Genomic DNA, 16,010 nt, shown 5'->3' on the forward strand with positions numbered 1-16,010 from the left:
CCCTTCGGACAGCGGCGGGGATCAGCCCACGCGGCGGGGATCAGACCTTGAGGGGCTCGCCCTCGTCGTCCCGCGCCGCCGGTTTGGCGACGACCGCCTGCGGCGCCTCGTCGTGCGTGAGGTCCGGCAGCCGGTGCAGCCACTTCGGCAGATACCAGTTGTGCTCCCCGAGCAGCGCCATCACCGCAGGCAGCAGCACACCCCGGATGATCGTCGCGTCGATGAGCACCGCGGCCGCGAGTCCCACGCCCATCTGCTTCATGGACTGCATGGACAGCGTCCCGAAGATCGCGAACACGGCGACCATGATGACCGCGGCACTGGTGACGACCCCGGCCGTGGTGACCACCCCGTGCCGGATCGCGTCCTTCGTCGCCAGACCCCGCAGCCGCGCCTCCCGTATCCGGGAGACCACGAACACGTGGTAGTCCATCGACAGGCCGAACAGGATCACGAAGAGGAACAGCGGCAGCCAGGTGATGATCGCGCCGACGCCCTCCGCGCCCACCAGGGACGCGCCCCAGCCGTGCTGGAAGACCGCGACGAGGATGCCGTAGGCCGCGCCCACCGACAGCAGGTTCAGCACGATCGAGGTGAGCGCGATCGTCAGCGAGCGGAACGACAGCAGCATCAGCGCGAAGGCGAAGACCACGACGAACGCGAAGACCGGGACGACGGCTCCGGCGAGCTGGTCGTTGAAGTCCTTCGACCCCGCGATCTGCCCGGTGATCGGCGCCTCGATCCCGTCGACCCTGCCGAGCGTGGCCGGACGCACCTCGTCGCGCAGCTTGTCCAGGCTCACGCCCGCCCGGTCCTGGTCGGAGCCGCCGACCAGCGGGACGTAGACGAACGCGACGTTCTGCGAGTCGTGCAGCTTGATCTCCACCGGGCCGCGCGAGGCGCCCGAACTGATCGCCCGGTCACGGAAGTCGGCGAGCGCGGACTTCACCTCCGGCGCGTTGATGTCGTCCGCCTTGACGATCACCTCGGCCGGCTCCGAGCCCCCGGGGAAGGCGTCGTTGAGGCGGTTGTACGTCTGCACGATCGGCAGCGAGTCGCCGAACTCCTGGTCCAGCGTGAACTGCTGTGTCTTCATGCCGAGCGCGGGAGCCGTGATGGCCAGCAGCGCACCGGCCGCCACCGTCACGGAGATCACGGGCCGGGCCAGGACGCGCCGGAGTACGGCCGTCCAGAACCGGCTGTCCTGCCTGGCGCCCGGCTTGCGCCGGCGCAGGAACGGAATGCGGCCCTTCTCCACGCGCTCGCCCAGCAGCGACAGCAGCGCGGGCAGCACCGTCACGGACCCCACCATGGCCACGGCCACCACCATCAGCGAGGCCAGGCCCATCGCCTCGAACTCGGCGAGCCCGGTGAACAGCATGCCCGCCATGGCCACGCAGACCGTGACACCGGAGACGACGATCGCGCGGCCACTGGTCGCGGCGGCGATCCTGAGGGCCGTCCGCGCGTCATGGCCGGCCTCGCGTTCCTCGCGCTCCCGGCGCAGATAGAACAGGCAGTAGTCGACGCCGACCGCCATGCCGACCAGCAGCATCACGGAGTTGGCGGTGTCGCTCATCGGCTGGAGGTGGCTGACGATGCCCATCAGGCCCATCGTCGCCACGATCGCGGTGACCGCCAGCGCCACCGGCAGCAGCGCCGCCACCAGCGCCCCGAAGGCGATGATCAGAATGCCGAGGGCCACCGGCACCGCGGAGTACTCGGCCTTCTTGAAGTCGTCCCCGAACGCGTCGTCGAACGTCTTCATCATGCTGGCGCCGCCGATCTCCTCGATCCGCAGCGACGTGTGGTCCTTCTGGACGCCCTCGACGGCCTTCAGCACCGGCTCGACCCGCTCGCCGGCGGTGTCCGACTCGCCGCGCATGTCGAACTGCACGAGCGCGCTGCGCCCGTCCTTCGAGATCGTCTTCGTGTCGTACGGCGAGGTCACGTCGGTGACCCGGCCGGTCCCCTCGACGGCCCGGACCACGGCGGTGACGGCGTCCTTGAACTCGGCGTCCGTGGCCTTGAGTCCGCCGCCCTCGGCCTGGATCAGGACGGTCTCACCGGCCGGCTCGTCGATCCCGGCGTCCTCGATGATCCGCGCGGCGGTGTGCGTCTCCCCCTTGAGCTGGTCGCTGTCCTTGACGTCGACCCGGCCCGCCGCCGAACCGAGCCCCATCGCCAGGACGACGAACAGCACCCAGATGCCGACGGCAGCCCATCGGTGCCGGGCGCTCCAGCCGCCGGCCCGGGCCGCCAGGCCCCGCACCCGCGCTTCTCCGTTCCCCATGACGGGCTCGCCCCCTCGTGCAGCGGTGGCGGCCCCCTGCCGCCCCCTTTCGTTTCGAAGGTATGGGCCGGATAAAACCATCTCCTCGTGCTGCCCGGTGAAGTGGCGGGGCCGGAACTCATCCCCATGGACCTGGCCCTCTCCCCACTGGGGAGGACCGCGAGGGACCGTGGCCCCTTACACATACTGTGTGGATCCTGAGCAGATGGTTGTGCCCCGCGGTGACCGATGAGTAATTTACGGGGCCGGGCAGCCGCCCGCCGACGGCCCTCGTGCCCACCCCCACGGGGCACGACGGCCGTCCTAAGGTGTGCGGATGACGACGACGTACGCGGCACTGCTGCGCGGCATCAACGTGGGCGGCAGCAGGAAGGTCCCGATGGCGGACCTGCGCACACTCCTGGAGAACCTCGGCCACGAGGGCGTGCGCACGTACCTGCAGAGCGGCCAGGCGGTGTTCACCTCCGGCCACGGTGACGAGCGATCGCTGGCCGCCGAGATCACGCACGCCATCGAGCAGCACTTCGGCTTCGGCGTCGACGTGATCGTGCGCGACCACGCCTATCTGAGGGCGATCGCCGACGCATGCCCGTTCCCGGCCGCCGATCTGGAGGCCAAGCAGCTCCACGTCACCTACTTCTCCGCGCCCGTCGACCCCGACCGTTTCGCGGAGATCGACCAGGCCGCCTACCTCCCCGAGGAGTTCCGCCTGGGCGACCGCGCCCTGTACCTGTACGCCCCGAACGGCCTCGGCCGCTCCAAGCTGGCCGTACACCTCTCGAAGCCGCGGATCAACAAGGGCGTGATCGCCACGAACCGCAACTGGAACACCGTCCTGAAGCTGGTGGAGATGACGGAAGCCTGACCCCGGGCCTCCCCGGAACCGGACGTTTGGCCGAATCGCCCCCACGCGGCCCGCGGCCTTGGCACGGTAGGGCCATGACGAGCACCGATCACCCGACGACTCCATCCGGTCGTACGACGGCCGTCCAGGCCATGCGCGGCGCGGCGGCCCAGCTCGCCGAACTGCTCGGCACGGCCCCCGACTCCGTCACCGCCGTCCGCCCGACCCCGGACGGCTGGACGGCGGACGTGGAGGTCGTGGAGCTGGAGCGGGTCCCCGACACCATGACCATCATGGCGACCTACCGCGTCACCCTCGACCCGCAGGGCGGGCTGCTCGGCTACGAGCGGGTGCGCCGCTACGCCCGCGGCCAGCTCGACCGGCATCGTTAGCACCCACCCATCACCTCTCAACTCCCTCTCGCGGTAACTCTTTTGGTGTTCACGTGAACACCCTCGCCGCCACCCCCGTACCTACGGGCGGCACGAGAACGAGTCTCGCGAGAGGAATCGCCCACGTGACCGTCATGACGCAGTCCGGCGGGATGCAACCCGCCGCCACCTCCAGCGGTTCGGGTTCCGCCGGCCTCTTCGACATCCTCGAACTGATCCTGGACCGCGGGCTCGTCATCGACGTGTTCGTCCGTGTCTCACTGGTCGGCATCGAGATCCTCAAGATCGACATACGTATCGTCATCGCCAGCGTCGACACCTACCTCCGGTTCGCCGAGGCCTGCAACCGCCTCGACCTGGAGGCCGGCCGCAAGGCACCGGACAAACTCACCGACATCGTCGGCAACCTCGTCGAGAGCGGCGCCCGGGGCAAGACCAGCGGCGCGATCGGCGGGGCCATCGACGCGATCGGGGACATCTTCGACCGCGACGACAAGGACCGCGAGGAGGAGCGGTGAGCGGCGTCTACGTCTACGCCGTCACCCGCTCCGACCACCCCCTGCGGCTCGACGGCCTGCGCACCGTCGGCGGGACCGAGGAGCCTCCGCGGGTGCTCGTCCACGGCCCGCTCGCCGCCGTGGTCAGCGCCGCGCCCCCGGGCCTGCGGCCCAAACGCCGTGACCTCGCCGCCCATCAGGACCTCCAGGAACGCCTGATGGCCGACGGATCGGTCCTCCCCATGCGGTTCGGCCTGCTCGCCCCCGACGACACCGCCGTCAGGACCGCCCTGGAGCACAAGGGCGAGGAGTACGCCCGAAGGCTCGGCGAACTGCACGGCACCGCCGAGTTCAACCTCAAGGCCGCCCGCTCCCAGGACGACCTGCTGCGCGATGTGCTCGACGAGTCCGAGGAGGCCCGCCGGCTCAACCAGCACACCCGCGAGGGCAGCGGCGCCTACGAGGCCCGCCTCGCCCTCGGCGAACTCGTGGCCCGGCAGGTCGAGGCCCGGCAGCGGCGGCAGGCCGAAGAGATCGTCGGGCGACTGTCCGGGCTGGCCCGGGCCAGCGTCGTGGCGGACCCGTCCAAGGACGACTTCCTCAACGTCTCCTTCCTCGTCGAACGCGCCCGCGCCGACGAGTTCACCGCGGCCGGCCGGGACCTGGCCCACGACTACGGCGAGGCCTACGACTTCCGGCTGCGCGGTCCGCTGCCCCCCTACAGCTTCGCCGCCTGACCCATGGGCCTGCTCACCGGCATCCTCACCCTCCCGCTCGCGCCCCTGCGCACCACCCTCTGGGCCGCCGAGCAACTGCAGGCCGCCGCCGAGGCGCAGTACTACGACCCGGCCCCCGTCCGGCAGGCCCTCGTCGACCTGGAGCGCACCCTGCTGGAGGGACGGATCGACGAGGCCGAGTACGACCGCCGCGAGGACGAACTGCTGGACCGGCTCGACGAGATCAACGCCCGGAGACGAGGCCCCCGACCATGACCCACCCGGCAGCAGGCGGACTCGCCGGACCGCCCCGCTTTCCCTCCCCCTACGACCAGGGGCCCGGCGGCCAGACCGCCAACCTCGCCGACATCCTGGAACGGGTCCTCGACAAGGGCGTGGTCATCGCCGGTGACATCCGGATCAACCTGCTCGACATCGAACTGCTCACCATCAAGCTGCGCCTGCTCGTCGCCTCCGTCGACAAGGCGAAGGAGATGGGCATCGACTGGTGGGAACACGACCCCTCCCTCTCCTCCCGGGCCGCCCGCCCCGAGCGGTCCCTGGCCGACGAGAACGAACGACTGCGTGCCGAGATCGCCGCACTCAAGGCGGCCGAGAGGAGCCCGGAGCCATGACCGACCCGAATCTCGTGTACACCTACGCCGTCCTGCGCCGCACCCCCGAGGCCGCCGCGGCGGTGACGCACCTGCGCGGAGTCGCCGGAGAACCGATCCACCTGGTCGACCCGGCGGCCGGCACGCCCCGGCTCGCCTTCGCCGTCGGCCACGTCCCGGCCGCCGACTACGACGAGACGCCCCTCAAGGCCCACCTCGACGACCTGGACTGGCTGGAGACCACGGTCCGCTCCCACCACGCCGTGGTCGCCGCACTCGTCGGCTGCGGCGCCGCCGTACTGCCCCTGCGCCTGGCCACCGTCTACCACGACGAGGACCGTGCCCGGCAGGCCCTCGACACCCGGCGCGACTACTTCCTGTCCCTGCTGGACCGTCTCACGGGCCATGTGGAACTCGGCGTCAAGATCTACGCCACGCCCGACATCACCCCGCCCGAAGCGGACCCCGGCGCCGGACAGGAACAGCCCACCGGCCTCGGTGCCGGCCGCGCCTACCTGTCGATCCGCCGCCGCAGACAACGCAGGAACGAGGAGGCCTGGCGCACGGTCGCCCAGGCCGCCAGACACCTCACCGAGACGGCCGCCACCCTCGCCGTGGACCGCGTGGCACACAGCCCGCAACGCGGCAGCCTCGCGGGCCCCGGCCCCGGCACCAACGTCGGCAACGACGCCTACCTCGTTGCCGCCGACCGCGTCGACGCCTTCCGCGCCGGCATCCTCGCGGCCGCCGAGGGCGTCCCCGGCCTCCGCGTGGAGATCACCGGCCCCTGGGCCCCCTACTCCTTCGCCCTCCAGCCGGAGCCGGAGCCCGCCGCGTGAGTGTCGCCCCCTACGCCGACCGCCCGGTCGCCCTCATCGACCTTCTCGACCGGCTCCTCCAGGGCGGCGTCGTCGTCACCGGCGACCTCGTCCTGTCCATCGCGGACGTCGACCTGGTCCGCATCGACCTGCGCGCGGTCATCGCCCCCGTCGCCGCGTCGGCACTCTCCCAGATCAGCGAGGCTCCATGTCCCCGGCCACCCGCCGTCTGACCACCGACCCGGACACGCTCGAACGCGACCTGGTCAAACTGGTCCTGACGGTCGTCGAGCTCCTCCGCCAGCTCATGGAACGCCAGGCACTCCACCGCGTCGACATCGGCGACCTGACAGAGGAACAGGAGGAACGCGTCGGCCTGACCCTGATGCTCCTCGACGACCGCATGCGGGAACTCTGCGCGCGCTACGACCTTCGCCCGGAGGACCTCAACCTGGACCTGGGCCCGCTGGGCACCCTGCTGCCGTCACACCGGTGACGGCTTCGTGCTGTCAGGCGCTCACGGCCCGCAGCATCGGTACCCGTGCCGCGTCATACCGCTCCAGCACCACCCGCGCCACCTCCGGCGCCGGCCCCAGCACATCGGCCAGGACGTCCGCCTCCGCCGCGCCCCGGGCGATGCGGTCCGGGAGGAAGCCGGGGGCGAGGACGTAGGGGGCGACGGCCACCCGGGAGCAGCCGAGGGCACGGAGTTCGCGGACCGCGTCCTCGGTGCGGGGGAGGGATGCGGAGGCGAACGCAGGCCGCACGGCGCACCAGCCGGTGTGCCGCCACTCCCGCGCGATTTCTGCGATCACTGCGATCGCCTCCGGGTCGGTGGACCCCGCCGAGGCCAGGACGACCCCGGTCGAGGACTTGTCGGCGGGGGACAGGCCCGCCTCGTACAGGCGCCGTTCCAGAGCCGCCGGCAGCAGCGGGGACGGGCCCAGGACCTCCGCCTGGTGGATGCGGAGCTGCGGGGGAGCGTCCGCGAGAACCGCCGGGATGTCCGCCTTGGCGTGGAACGCCCGGGTCAGGAGGAGGGGGAGGGCCACGACGTCACGGACGCCCTGGACCGCCAGGGACTCCAGTACCCCCTGCACCGAGGGCACGTTGAAGTCCAGGAAGCCTGTCTCCACGCGCAGGTCGGGGCGCAGGACGCGTACCCGCCGTACCAGGGCGTGCACGGTCGCGGCGTGCCGCGGGTCGCGGCTGCCGTGTGCGATGACGAGGAGAACAGGCTTGTTGTTCATGGGACTTCAGTTCTTCACCAGCAGGCCGCGGTTGCGCAGCACCCACCGCTCCAGCGGGCTGAAGATGAGCAGGTCGATGGCGATACCGACGATCAGGATGAGCAGGATGGCCTCGAACACCATGGCCATGTCGCTGGCGTTGCGTCCGTTCTCCAGCAACTGGCCGAGGCCCACGCCGAGGTCGGGGAAGGACGCGATGATCTCCGCGGCCATCAGGGAACGCCAGGCGAACGCCCAGCCCTGCTTCAGACCGGCCACATAGCCGGGCAGCGCGGCCGGCAGGACGATGTGCCAGGTGCCCTTCAGGCCCGTCGCGCCGAGCGTGCGGCCCGCGCGCAGGAACAGCGGGGGCACCTGGTCGACGCCCGAGACGAGGCCGTTGGCGATCGACGGGACCGCGCCGAGCAGGATCACCGCGTACATCATCGAGTTGTTCAGGCCCAGCCAGATCACCGCCGGCGGAACCCAGGCGACCGACGGCAGGGACTGCAGGCCCGACAGGATCGGGCCGAGGGCCGCGCGGACGAACTTCACCCGGGCCACCAGCAGACCCAGCGGCGTGCCGATCAGCAGGGCGAAGCAGAAGCCCAGCAGACCGCGCGAGACGCTGGTCCAGATGTAGCCGAGCAGCTCGCCCTCGAGCCATGCCGTGTGCACGACGTCCCACACGGCGGACGGCGCGGGCAACTTGGTCGGGTCGGTGACGACCTTGAACGAGACCAGGGCCTGCCAGACCGCCAGCACCAGTGCGACGGCGAGGACGGGCGGCAGGATCTTCTCGGTGAAGGTCTGCCGGAACGGAGTGCGGTGCGTCTGCCTCGACTCCAGCGCGTCGAGGCCCGCCTCCAGACCGGCGAGATCGCTGCCGTCCTTGGCGACGGTCGTCGAATCAGTGCTGGCCATGACGGCGGATCTCCTCACGCAGTTCTTCGGTGATCTCGACGGACAGCTCCGCCACCTGGGTGTCCTCGATGCGGCGCGGGTGCGGGATGTCCACCGTCCACTCACGGGCGATCTTGCCCGGACGGGAGGACAGCAGCACCACGCGCTGCGCGAGCCGGACCGCCTCGCGCACGTTGTGCGTGACGAACAGGACGGACAGCTGCGTCTCGCGCCAGATACGGGTCAGCTCGTCGTGCAGCACGTCCCGCGTGATGGCGTCCAGCGCCGCGAACGGCTCGTCCATCAGCAGCAGCTTGCTCTCCTGCGCGAGCGCGCGCGCCAGCGCGACACGCTGGCGCATACCGCCCGACAGCTCGTGCACCCGCTTGCCGTAGGCGCCCTTCAGCCGGACGAGTTCGAGCAGTTCCTCGGCCCGCTCGCGGCGCTCGGCCTTCGCGATGCCCCGCAGTTTCAGGGCGAGTTCGATGTTCTTGCCCGCGGTCAGCCACGGGAACAGCGCGTGCTCCTGGAACAGCAGCGCCGGGCGGCCGTCCGTGGTGATCTCGCCGGCGCTGGGCCGGTCCAGGCCCGCCACCAGGTTGAGCAGCGTGGACTTGCCGCAGCCCGAGGCCCCCAGGAGGGTGACGAACTCGCCGGGCGCGACATCGAGGGTGATGTCGTCCAGGACGAGCTGCTGCCCGGCGGGGCCCGCGAACGACTTCGAAACGTGTTCGATCCGGGCGGCGTGTGTGGCCGACTCAGTGCCGTCGGCGGCCTTGGCGAGGGTGGTTGCCATGGTCGTCACCTCCTGGGAACTCTTCGGGATGCGGGCTACTTGGCGCCGAGACCGGCGTCGTCGACCGTGGGCGCGCCCTCGGCCTTGAGGACCTTGTTCAGCGGAGCGAGGTCGTAGATGCCGTTCAGGTTCGGCTTCTGCAGCAGCCCCGCCTTCACGGCGTGCTCGGCCTCGGTGTTGAGCGTGGAGGCCAGCGGGTCGTCGGTGAACTGGATGGACTTCCACGCCGGGTCCAGCACCTCGGCAGGCAGCGCCTTGCCGGAGTCTTCCTCGAGCTGCTTGTTGGCCGACGCCTTCGCCGCGTCCGGGTTGGCGTTGATCCACTTGTTGGTCTCGACCGAGCCCTTGAGCACGGCCTCGACGACCTTCGGGTGCTCCTTGAGGAAGTCCTGCCGCACGATGATGTTCGTGATCACGAACTTCTTGTCCGGCCACAGCGACGCCTCGTCGAGCAGCACCTTGCCGCCCTCGGCGACCAGCTTCGAAGCGGTCGGCTCCGGCACCCAGGCGCCGTCGACAGACCCGGACTTGTAGGCGTCCGGGGTGACCTTGTTGTCGCTGCGGACGACCGTGACGTCACCCTTGCCGCTCTGCGGGTCGACCTTCCAGCCCTGTTCGGCCGCCCAGTTGAGGAACGCCACGTCCTGGGTGTTGCCGAGCTGCGGGGTGGCGATCTTCTTGCCCTTGACGTCCTTCAGGGACTTGATCTTGTCCGGGTTGACGACCAGCTTCACACCGCCGGACGCCGAACCGCCGATGATGCGCAGGTTCTTGCCGGCGGACTTGGTGTAGCCGTTGATCGCCGGGGAGGGGCCGATCCAGCCGATGTCGATGGACTTGGAGTTCAGCGCCTCGATCTCGGACGGACCGGCGTTGAAGGTCGCGGTATCGACCTTGGTGGCGCCCAGCGCCTTCTGGAAGATGCCCTTCTGTACGCCCACCAGCGCGGTTCCATGGGTGAGGTTGCCGAAGTAGCCGATCTTGACGCTGTCGAGACCGTCGATCTTCTTCGCTCCGGCGGCGACCTTGGCGCCCCCGTCGTCCTCGGCCTTGGAGCCGTAGCCGCAGGCGGCCAGAGTGAGCAGGGGAAGCGCGGCTATGACCGCGAGGGATCGGCGCAGAGCGGATGATGCAGGCACGGGAGGTGTTCCTCTCGGAGGCCCGGCGGTCACGGTCTCTCAGGTCGTGGCCGGGAGGTCGGCAGGTTTTCGTCTACGGCGGTGGGGGGTGAGGGCGCGCAGGCAGTGCGCGTACGTCAGCGCACACATCGCGCCACTCCGCCCTGCCCGCTGCCGAGAGCACCGCTGCCGACGCGGCCGCCCTCCTTCGCGAACGTGGAGTAGAAGTCGGGGGAGTTCATGTCAGAAGTCCCACCCGTCGTCGTCGGCCTCGTCCTTCACGGGCTCCGGGGAGGCGAAGGACTCGCCGACCATGCCGGCGGTGAGGGTCTGGCCGTCGTTCGGGTCGATCAGGATGAACGAGCCGGTGCGCCGCGAGTCGGAGTAGGAGTCGACCGGCAGCGGCTCGGCGGTACGGATCTTCACCCGGCCGATGTCGTTGGCGACGAGCTGTCCCGGGTGCGGGTGCAGGGACAGGTCGTCGAGCGTGAGGCGGGACGGGATGTCCTTGACGATCGCCTTGACCGTGCGGGTGCCGTGCTTGAGCAGCACCCGGTGACCGACGGTCAGGGCGGCGTCCGCGACATGGCAGACGGTCGCCTCGATGTCCTGCGTGGTCGCGGGCGCGTCCTTGGTGGGCACGATCAGGTCGCCGCGCGAGATGTCGATGTCGTCCTCCAGCAGGAGGGTCACCGACTGCGTGGTCCACGCGACGTCGACCGGCTCGCCCAGCAGGTCGATGCCCGCGACCTTCGAGGTGCGGCCCGAGGGCAGCACGGTGACCTGCTCGCCGACGTGGAAGGAACCGGCCGCGATCTGGCCGGCGTACCCCCGGTAGTCCGGGTGGTCCGCGTTCCGCGGCCGGATCACGTACTGCACGGGCAGCCGGGCGTGGCAGTGGCTCAGGTCGTGACTGACCGGCACCGTCTCCAGGTGCTCCAGCACCGTCGGGCCGCCGTACCAGTCCATGTTCGCGGAAGGCTCCACCACGTTGTCGCCGACGAGCGCCGAGATCGGGATCGCGGTGACCTCGGGGACGCCCAGCTCGGTCGCGTACGCCGTGAACTCCTCGGCGATGGCTGCGAACACCTTCTCCTCGTACGCGACGAGGTCCATCTTGTTGACCGCGAGGACCACGTGCGGGACGCGCAGCAGGGCGGCGAGGGCGGCGTGCCGGCGGGTCTGCTCGACGACGCCGTTGCGCGCGTCGACCAGGATCACCGTCAGCTCGGCGGTGGAGGCGCCGGTGACCATGTTCCGCGTGTACTGCACATGGCCGGGGGTGTCGGCGAGGATGAACCGCCGCAGGGGCGTGGCGAAGTAGCGGTACGCCACGTCGATGGTGATGCCCTGCTCCCGCTCGGCCCGCAGACCGTCCGTCAGCAGCGCGAGGTCCGGCGCCTCCTGGCCCCGGCTCGCCGAAGCGCGCTCCACGGCCTCCAACTGGTCGGTGAGGACCGACTTGGAGTCGTGCAGCAGCCGGCCCACCAGGGTGGACTTGCCGTCGTCGACCGAACCGGCGGTGGCGAACCGCAGCAGGGTGGTCTCCGAGAGTTCCTCGGTGGTGATGGTGCTCATCTCTAGAAGTACCCCTCGCGCTTGCGGTCTTCCATCGCGGCTTCGGACATCTTGTCGTCGGCGCGGGTGGCGCCGCGCTCGGTGAGCCGGGAGGCGGCGATCTCGACGATCACCTTCTCGATGGTGTCGGCCTCGGAGTCGACGGCTCCGGTGCAGGACATGTCACCGACCGTGCGGTAGCGCACCAGGCGCTTCTCCACGGACTCGTCGTCCTTCGGCCCGCCCCACTCACCGGCGGTCAGCCACATGCCGCCGCGCTTGAACACCTCGCGCTCGTGGGCGTAGTAGATCTGCGGCAGCTCGATGCCCTCGCGGGCGATGTACTGCCACACGTCCAGCTCGGTCCAGTTGGACAGCGGGAACACGCGCACGTGCTCGCCGGGGGCGTGCCGGCCGTTGTACAGGTTCCACAGCTCCGGGCGCTGGCGGCGCGGGTCCCACTGGGAGAACTCGTCCCGCAGGGAGAACACCCGCTCCTTGGCCCGGGCCTTCTCCTCGTCACGGCGTCCGCCGCCGAAGACCGCGTCGAACTTCTCCGCCTGGATCTTCTCCGTCAGCGGCAGCGTCTGCAGCGGGTTGCGGGTGCCGTCCGGGCGCTCCTTGAGCACCCCCCGGTCGATGTAGTCCTGCACGGAGGCGACGTGCAGCCGCAGCCCGTGCTGCTCGACCGTGCGGTCCCGGTAACCGAGGACCTCGGGGAAGTTGTGCCCGGTGTCCACGTGCAGCAGCGAGAACGGCACCGACGCCGGCCGGAAGGCCTTCAGCGCCAGGTGCAGCATGACGATGGAGTCCTTGCCGCCGGAGAAGAGGATCACCGGCCGCTCGAACTCGCCCGCCACCTCGCGGAAGATGTGCACCGCCTCGGACTCGAGAGCGTCGAGGTGGGACAGCGCGTAGGGGCTGTCGGTCTCCTCGGAAACGGTGGCGGCGGACGTCATGCCAGTCCCCTTTCGCTGAGCAGGGCGTGCACGGACGCCGCGGACTCCTGCACGGTCTGGTTCTGCGACTCGATGCGCAGATCGGGCGACTCGGGTGCCTCGTACGGGTCGTCGACCCCGGTGAGGCCCGTGAGCTCGCCGGCCGCCTGCTTGGCGTACAGGCCCTTCACATCGCGCTCGCTGCAGACCTCGACCGGCGTCGCCACATGGATCTCCACGTACGCCGTCCCGTTCGCCTGGTGCCGCTTGCGCACCGCCTCGCGGCTGTCCTGGTAGGGCGCGATGACCGGGACGAGGGCGAGCACGCCGTTGCGGGCGAGCAGTTCGGCGACGAAGCCGATCCGCTGCACGTTGGTGTGCCGGTCCTCGCGGCTGAAGCCGAGGCCCGCCGAGAGGAACTCGCGGATCTCGTCGCCGTCGAGCACCTCGACGCGCCGGCCCTCGGCGCGCAGCCGGTCGGCCAGCTCGTGGGCGATGGTGGTCTTGCCGGCACTCGGCAGACCCGTGAGCCAGACGGTGGCTCCGGTCGTCACGTCGGTCTCCTGAATCGTCGTCGTCATCCGTGCAGCCCGCACTCGGTCTTGCTGCTGCCCGCCCAGCGGCCGGCGCGTGCGTCCTCGCCCTCCAGCACCCGGCGGGTGCAGGGGGCGCAGCCGACGGAGGGGTAGCCGTCCATCAGCAGCGGGTTCGTCAGGACGCCGTGTTCGGTGACGTAGGCGTCCACGTCGTCCTGGGTCCAGCGGGCGATCGGGGAGATCTTCACCTTCTGCCGCTTCTCGTCCCAGCCGACCACCGGGGTGTTCGCCCGGGTCGGGGACTCGTCGCGGCGCAGACCGGTCGCCCAGGCCCGGTAGTCCTTCAGGCCCTCCTCCAGCGGCTGCACCTTGCGCATCGCGCAGCACAGGTCGGGGTTGCGGTCGTGCAGCTTCGGGCCGTACTCCGCGTCCTGCTCGGCGACCGTCAGGCGCGGCGTGAGCGTGATGACGTTGACGTCCATCACGGCGTCGACCGCGTCACGGGTGCCGATGGTCTCCTCGAAGTGGTAGCCGGTGTCCAAGAAGACGACGTCGACGCCGGGCATCGCGCGGGACGCGAGGTGGGCCACCACCGCGTCCTCCATCGAGGAGGTCACGCAGAAGCGCTTGCCGAACGTCTCGGCCGCCCACTGGAGGATCTCCAGCGCGGAGGCGTCCTCCAGATCGCGGCCCGCCTGCTCGGCGAGCGCCTTCAGATCGTCGGTGTCGCGCTCTTCCTGAGTGGTCGTCATATCTCTGCCCCTCCGGAGTCGGATCGCTTCAGTCCCTGGGCCAGCAGCCCGAGGAACTTCAGCTGAAAGGCTCGACTGCACGCCGCGCATTCCCACGCGCCGTGCCTCTCCTCGCTCGGACGCAGATCCTCGTCACCGCAGTAAGGGCAGTAGAACGGGGCCGCGCGCTCGCTCATGAGAGGGCCTCCTCGCTGGCCCGGGCCGCCCAGGCGGCGAACCGCTCGCCGTCCTCGCGCTCCGTCTCGAACCGCTTCAGGACGCGCTCGATGTAGTCGGGCAGTTCCTCGGAGGTGACCTTCAGACCGCGCACCTTGCGGCCGAAGCCCGCCTCCAGGCCCAGCGCGCCGCCGAGGTGCACCTGGTAGCCCTCGACCTGCTCGCCCTGGCCGTTGACGACGAGCTGGCCCTTGAGACCGATGTCCGCGACCTGGATACGGGCGCAGGCGTTCGGGCAGCCGTTGAGGTTGATGGTGAGCGGCTCGTCGAAGTCCGGCAGACGGCGCTCCAGTTCGTCGATGAGCTGCGAGCCGCGCTGCTTGGTCTCGACGATGGCGAGCTTGCAGAACTCGATGCCGGTGCAGGCCATGGTGCCGCGCCGGAACGTGGACGGCCGGGCGGTCAGGTCGAGCGCCTCCAGGCCCTCGACCAGCGACTCGACCTTGTCCTCCGCGACATCGAGGACGATCATCTTCTGCTCGACGGTGGTGCGCACCCGGCCCGAGCCGTGGGCCTCGGCGAGGTCGGCGATCTTCGTGATGGTCGCGCCGTCGACGCGTCCCACGCGCGGGGCGAAGCCGACGTAGAAGCGGCCGTCGTTCTGCCGGTGCACGCCGATGTGGTCGCGCCACTGCTGGGACGGCTGCTCGGGGGCCGGGCCGTCGACCAGCTTGCGCTTGAGGTACTCGTCCTCCAGCACCTGGCGGAACTTCTCCGCGCCCCAGTCGGCGACGAGGAACTTCAGCCGGGCGCGGGTGCGCAGCCGGCGGTAGCCGTAGTCGCGGAAGATCGAGATGACGCCCTCGTAGACGTCCGGGACCTCGTCGATCGACACCCAGGTGCCCAGCCGCACGCCCAGCTTGGGGTTGGTGGACAGGCCGCCGCCGACCCACACGTCGAAGCCCGGGCCGTGCTCGGGGTGCCGGACGCCGACGAACGCGACGTCGTTGATCTCGTGCACCACGTCCAGCACCGGCGAACCCGAGATCGCGGTCTTGAACTTGCGGGGGAGGTTCGAGTACGCCGGGTTGTTCAGGACGCGGCGCTTCATCTCCTCCAGGGCCGGGGTGGCGTCGATGATCTCGTCGTCGGCGATGCCGGCGACGGGCGAGCCGATCATCACGCGCGGGGTGTCGCCGCAGGCGGTGACCGTGGACAGGCCCACGCCCTCCAGCCGGTTCCAGATCTCGGGCACGTCCTCGATCCGGATCCAGTGGTACTGGACGTTCTGCCGGTCCGTGATGTCGGCGGTGCCGCGCGCGAACTCCTGCGAGATCTCACCGATGACCCGGAGCTGCTGTGTGGTCAGCGCCCCGCCGTCGATGCGGACGCGCAGCATGAAGTACTCGTCGTCCAGCTCCTCCGGCTCCAGGATCGCGGTCTTGCCGCCGTCGATCCCGGGACGGCGCTGGGTGTACAGGCCCCACCAGCGCATCCGGCCGCGCAGGTCGTTCGGGTCGATCGAGTCGAAGCCCCGCTTGGAGTAGATCGTCTCAATGCGTGTCCGCACATTGAGACCGTCGTCGTCCTTCTTGAACTGCTCGTTGCCGTTGAGCGGGGTGTGGTGTCCCACGGCCCACTGACCCTCACCGCGGTGACGGCTCACCTTGCGGCGGGGAGTCGCGGCGGCAGGCTTCTGCGGGGTGGCGGCCATGGTTGATACGTCCTTCGGGACAGGCGGGAAAGCGGCTCTGACCTGCGCGCGCGGGCGCATGGGCATACGTGCGCGTCATTGCGCGGGAAAGGAGTCGAGAAGGGGGATGTCGGGCGCTGCGTGAGTGCTCTCAGATG

The 16,010-nt window shown here is 70.3% G+C and carries 20 protein-coding genes; 9 read left to right on the forward strand and 11 right to left on the reverse strand.

From position 1 onward, the window contains the following. Positions 1–40 precede the first annotated feature (40 nt). On the reverse strand, positions 41–2,293 hold the full coding sequence (locus ACFTZL_RS12385) for an MMPL family transporter (RefSeq protein WP_382580806.1): 2,253 nt from the start codon (positions 2,291–2,293) through the stop codon (positions 41–43). A 316-nt stretch (positions 2,294–2,609) separates the two neighbouring features. Between ACFTZL_RS12385 and ACFTZL_RS12390 the strand changes: the two genes are divergently transcribed. The 9 genes from ACFTZL_RS12390 to ACFTZL_RS12430 all read left to right on the forward strand — a co-directional run bounded on the left by ACFTZL_RS12390 (position 2,610) and on the right by ACFTZL_RS12430 (position 6,670). Continuing rightward, the gene (locus ACFTZL_RS12390; protein WP_382580807.1) at positions 2,610–3,158 is read left to right on the forward strand and encodes a DUF1697 domain-containing protein; all 549 of its coding nucleotides are present in this window, start codon (positions 2,610–2,612) and stop codon (positions 3,156–3,158) included. Positions 3,159–3,232: 74 nt separating this feature from the next. Further along, entirely contained in the window at positions 3,233–3,529 is a 297-nt protein-coding gene (locus ACFTZL_RS12395; protein ID WP_382580808.1) for a gas vesicle protein, read from the forward strand. Between the two features lie 134 nt (positions 3,530–3,663). Next, positions 3,664–4,047 (forward strand): gas vesicle protein GvpJ, encoded by a 384-nt coding sequence (gvpJ, locus tag ACFTZL_RS12400; protein ID WP_221298611.1) that lies wholly within the window; start codon positions 3,664–3,666, stop codon positions 4,045–4,047. After that, positions 4,044–4,763: a GvpL/GvpF family gas vesicle protein gene (locus ACFTZL_RS12405; protein WP_382580809.1), complete on the forward strand. Its 720-nt coding sequence runs from the start codon at positions 4,044–4,046 to the stop codon at positions 4,761–4,763. The genes gvpJ and ACFTZL_RS12405 overlap by 4 nt, the downstream gene beginning before the upstream one ends. A gap of 3 nt (positions 4,764–4,766) precedes the next feature. Further along, a complete protein-coding gene (locus ACFTZL_RS12410) occupies positions 4,767–5,018 on the forward strand; it encodes a gas vesicle protein GvpG (protein WP_382580811.1) in 252 nt (83 codons plus the stop codon). Further along, positions 5,015–5,377, forward strand: a complete 363-nt coding sequence (locus ACFTZL_RS12415) for a gas vesicle protein (protein ID WP_382496242.1) — start codon at positions 5,015–5,017, stop codon at positions 5,375–5,377. The genes ACFTZL_RS12410 and ACFTZL_RS12415 overlap by 4 nt, the downstream gene beginning before the upstream one ends. Then, positions 5,374–6,195: a GvpL/GvpF family gas vesicle protein gene (locus ACFTZL_RS12420; RefSeq protein WP_382580813.1), complete on the forward strand. Its 822-nt coding sequence runs from the start codon at positions 5,374–5,376 to the stop codon at positions 6,193–6,195. Before ACFTZL_RS12415 ends, ACFTZL_RS12420 begins: the two co-directional genes overlap by 4 nt. Beyond that, positions 6,192–6,407 (forward strand): gas vesicle protein, encoded by a 216-nt coding sequence (locus ACFTZL_RS12425; RefSeq protein ID WP_382580815.1) that lies wholly within the window; start codon positions 6,192–6,194, stop codon positions 6,405–6,407. The genes ACFTZL_RS12420 and ACFTZL_RS12425 overlap by 4 nt, the downstream gene beginning before the upstream one ends. Next, the gene (locus tag ACFTZL_RS12430; protein WP_382580817.1) at positions 6,383–6,670 is read left to right on the forward strand and encodes a gas vesicle protein K; all 288 of its coding nucleotides are present in this window, start codon (positions 6,383–6,385) and stop codon (positions 6,668–6,670) included. Before ACFTZL_RS12425 ends, ACFTZL_RS12430 begins: the two co-directional genes overlap by 25 nt. Before the next feature lie 13 nt (positions 6,671–6,683). Here the strand turns inward: ACFTZL_RS12430 and ACFTZL_RS12435 are convergent, their stop codons facing one another. The 10 genes from ACFTZL_RS12435 to ACFTZL_RS12480 form a co-directional block, all read right to left on the reverse strand. Further along, a complete protein-coding gene (locus ACFTZL_RS12435; protein WP_382580819.1) occupies positions 6,684–7,424 on the reverse strand; it encodes a sirohydrochlorin chelatase in 741 nt (246 codons plus the stop codon). A gap of 6 nt (positions 7,425–7,430) precedes the next feature. After that, positions 7,431–8,327, reverse strand: a complete 897-nt coding sequence (locus tag ACFTZL_RS12440; RefSeq protein WP_382580821.1) for an ABC transporter permease — start codon at positions 8,325–8,327, stop codon at positions 7,431–7,433. Continuing rightward, the gene (locus ACFTZL_RS12445; RefSeq protein WP_382580823.1) at positions 8,314–9,102 is read right to left on the reverse strand and encodes an ABC transporter ATP-binding protein; all 789 of its coding nucleotides are present in this window, start codon (positions 9,100–9,102) and stop codon (positions 8,314–8,316) included. The genes ACFTZL_RS12440 and ACFTZL_RS12445 overlap by 14 nt, the downstream gene beginning before the upstream one ends. 35 nt (positions 9,103–9,137) lie before the next feature. Continuing rightward, positions 9,138–10,241, reverse strand: a complete 1,104-nt coding sequence (locus ACFTZL_RS12450; RefSeq protein WP_382580824.1) for an aliphatic sulfonate ABC transporter substrate-binding protein — start codon at positions 10,239–10,241, stop codon at positions 9,138–9,140. A 222-nt stretch (positions 10,242–10,463) separates the two neighbouring features. Beyond that, positions 10,464–11,798: a sulfate adenylyltransferase subunit 1 gene (locus ACFTZL_RS12455; protein ID WP_382580825.1), complete on the reverse strand. Its 1,335-nt coding sequence runs from the start codon at positions 11,796–11,798 to the stop codon at positions 10,464–10,466. A 2-nt stretch (positions 11,799–11,800) separates the two neighbouring features. After that, positions 11,801–12,736, reverse strand: coding sequence for a sulfate adenylyltransferase subunit CysD (cysD, locus tag ACFTZL_RS12460; protein WP_382580826.1), 936 nt, complete (start codon positions 12,734–12,736; stop codon positions 11,801–11,803). Then, positions 12,733–13,269 (reverse strand): adenylyl-sulfate kinase, encoded by a 537-nt coding sequence (gene cysC, locus ACFTZL_RS12465; RefSeq protein ID WP_382580856.1) that lies wholly within the window; start codon positions 13,267–13,269, stop codon positions 12,733–12,735. Before cysC ends, cysD begins: the two co-directional genes overlap by 4 nt. A 23-nt stretch (positions 13,270–13,292) precedes the next feature. Next, positions 13,293–14,003, reverse strand: coding sequence for a phosphoadenylyl-sulfate reductase (locus ACFTZL_RS12470; protein ID WP_382580827.1), 711 nt, complete (start codon positions 14,001–14,003; stop codon positions 13,293–13,295). Beyond that, a complete protein-coding gene (locus ACFTZL_RS12475) occupies positions 14,000–14,179 on the reverse strand; it encodes a hypothetical protein (RefSeq protein WP_382580829.1) in 180 nt (59 codons plus the stop codon). The genes ACFTZL_RS12470 and ACFTZL_RS12475 overlap by 4 nt, the downstream gene beginning before the upstream one ends. Next, positions 14,176–15,873 carry a nitrite/sulfite reductase gene (locus tag ACFTZL_RS12480; protein ID WP_382580831.1) on the reverse strand — a complete coding sequence of 566 codons (1,698 nt, stop codon included), beginning with the start codon at positions 15,871–15,873 and terminating at the stop codon, positions 14,176–14,178. The genes ACFTZL_RS12475 and ACFTZL_RS12480 overlap by 4 nt, the downstream gene beginning before the upstream one ends. Positions 15,874–16,010: the final 137 nt, after the last annotated feature.

Source organism: Streptomyces sp. NPDC056948 (genome assembly GCF_042674225.1).
In the GTDB taxonomy this organism is placed as follows: Bacteria; Actinomycetota; Actinomycetes; order Streptomycetales; family Streptomycetaceae; genus Streptomyces; species Streptomyces purpurascens.

Bases quoted from the DNA above. Each gene is read 5' to 3' on its own strand.
- ACFTZL_RS12385 (WP_382580806.1), bottom strand. From the start codon at position 2,293: ATGGGGAACGGAGAAGCGCGGGTGCGGGGCCTGGCGGCCCGGGCCGGC.
- ACFTZL_RS12435 (WP_382580819.1), bottom strand. From the start codon at position 7,424: ATGAACAACAAGCCTGTTCTCCTCGTCATCGCACACGGCAGCCGCGAC.
- ACFTZL_RS12390 (WP_382580807.1), top strand. From the start codon at position 2,610: ATGACGACGACGTACGCGGCACTGCTGCGCGGCATCAACGTGGGCGGC.
- ACFTZL_RS12430 (WP_382580817.1), top strand. From the start codon at position 6,383: ATGTCCCCGGCCACCCGCCGTCTGACCACCGACCCGGACACGCTCGAA.
- ACFTZL_RS12455 (WP_382580825.1), bottom strand. From the start codon at position 11,798: ATGAGCACCATCACCACCGAGGAACTCTCGGAGACCACCCTGCTGCGG.
- ACFTZL_RS12480 (WP_382580831.1), bottom strand. From the start codon at position 15,873: ATGGCCGCCACCCCGCAGAAGCCTGCCGCCGCGACTCCCCGCCGCAAG.
- ACFTZL_RS12440 (WP_382580821.1), bottom strand. From the start codon at position 8,327: ATGGCCAGCACTGATTCGACGACCGTCGCCAAGGACGGCAGCGATCTC.
- cysD (WP_382580826.1), bottom strand. From the start codon at position 12,736: ATGACGTCCGCCGCCACCGTTTCCGAGGAGACCGACAGCCCCTACGCG.
- ACFTZL_RS12475 (WP_382580829.1), bottom strand. From the start codon at position 14,179: ATGAGCGAGCGCGCGGCCCCGTTCTACTGCCCTTACTGCGGTGACGAG.
- ACFTZL_RS12415 (WP_382496242.1), top strand. From the start codon at position 5,015: ATGACCCACCCGGCAGCAGGCGGACTCGCCGGACCGCCCCGCTTTCCC.
- gvpJ (WP_221298611.1), top strand. From the start codon at position 3,664: ATGACGCAGTCCGGCGGGATGCAACCCGCCGCCACCTCCAGCGGTTCG.
- ACFTZL_RS12470 (WP_382580827.1), bottom strand. From the start codon at position 14,003: ATGACGACCACTCAGGAAGAGCGCGACACCGACGATCTGAAGGCGCTC.
- ACFTZL_RS12445 (WP_382580823.1), bottom strand. From the start codon at position 9,102: ATGGCAACCACCCTCGCCAAGGCCGCCGACGGCACTGAGTCGGCCACA.
- ACFTZL_RS12395 (WP_382580808.1), top strand. From the start codon at position 3,233: ATGACGAGCACCGATCACCCGACGACTCCATCCGGTCGTACGACGGCC.
- ACFTZL_RS12410 (WP_382580811.1), top strand. From the start codon at position 4,767: ATGGGCCTGCTCACCGGCATCCTCACCCTCCCGCTCGCGCCCCTGCGC.
- ACFTZL_RS12420 (WP_382580813.1), top strand. From the start codon at position 5,374: ATGACCGACCCGAATCTCGTGTACACCTACGCCGTCCTGCGCCGCACC.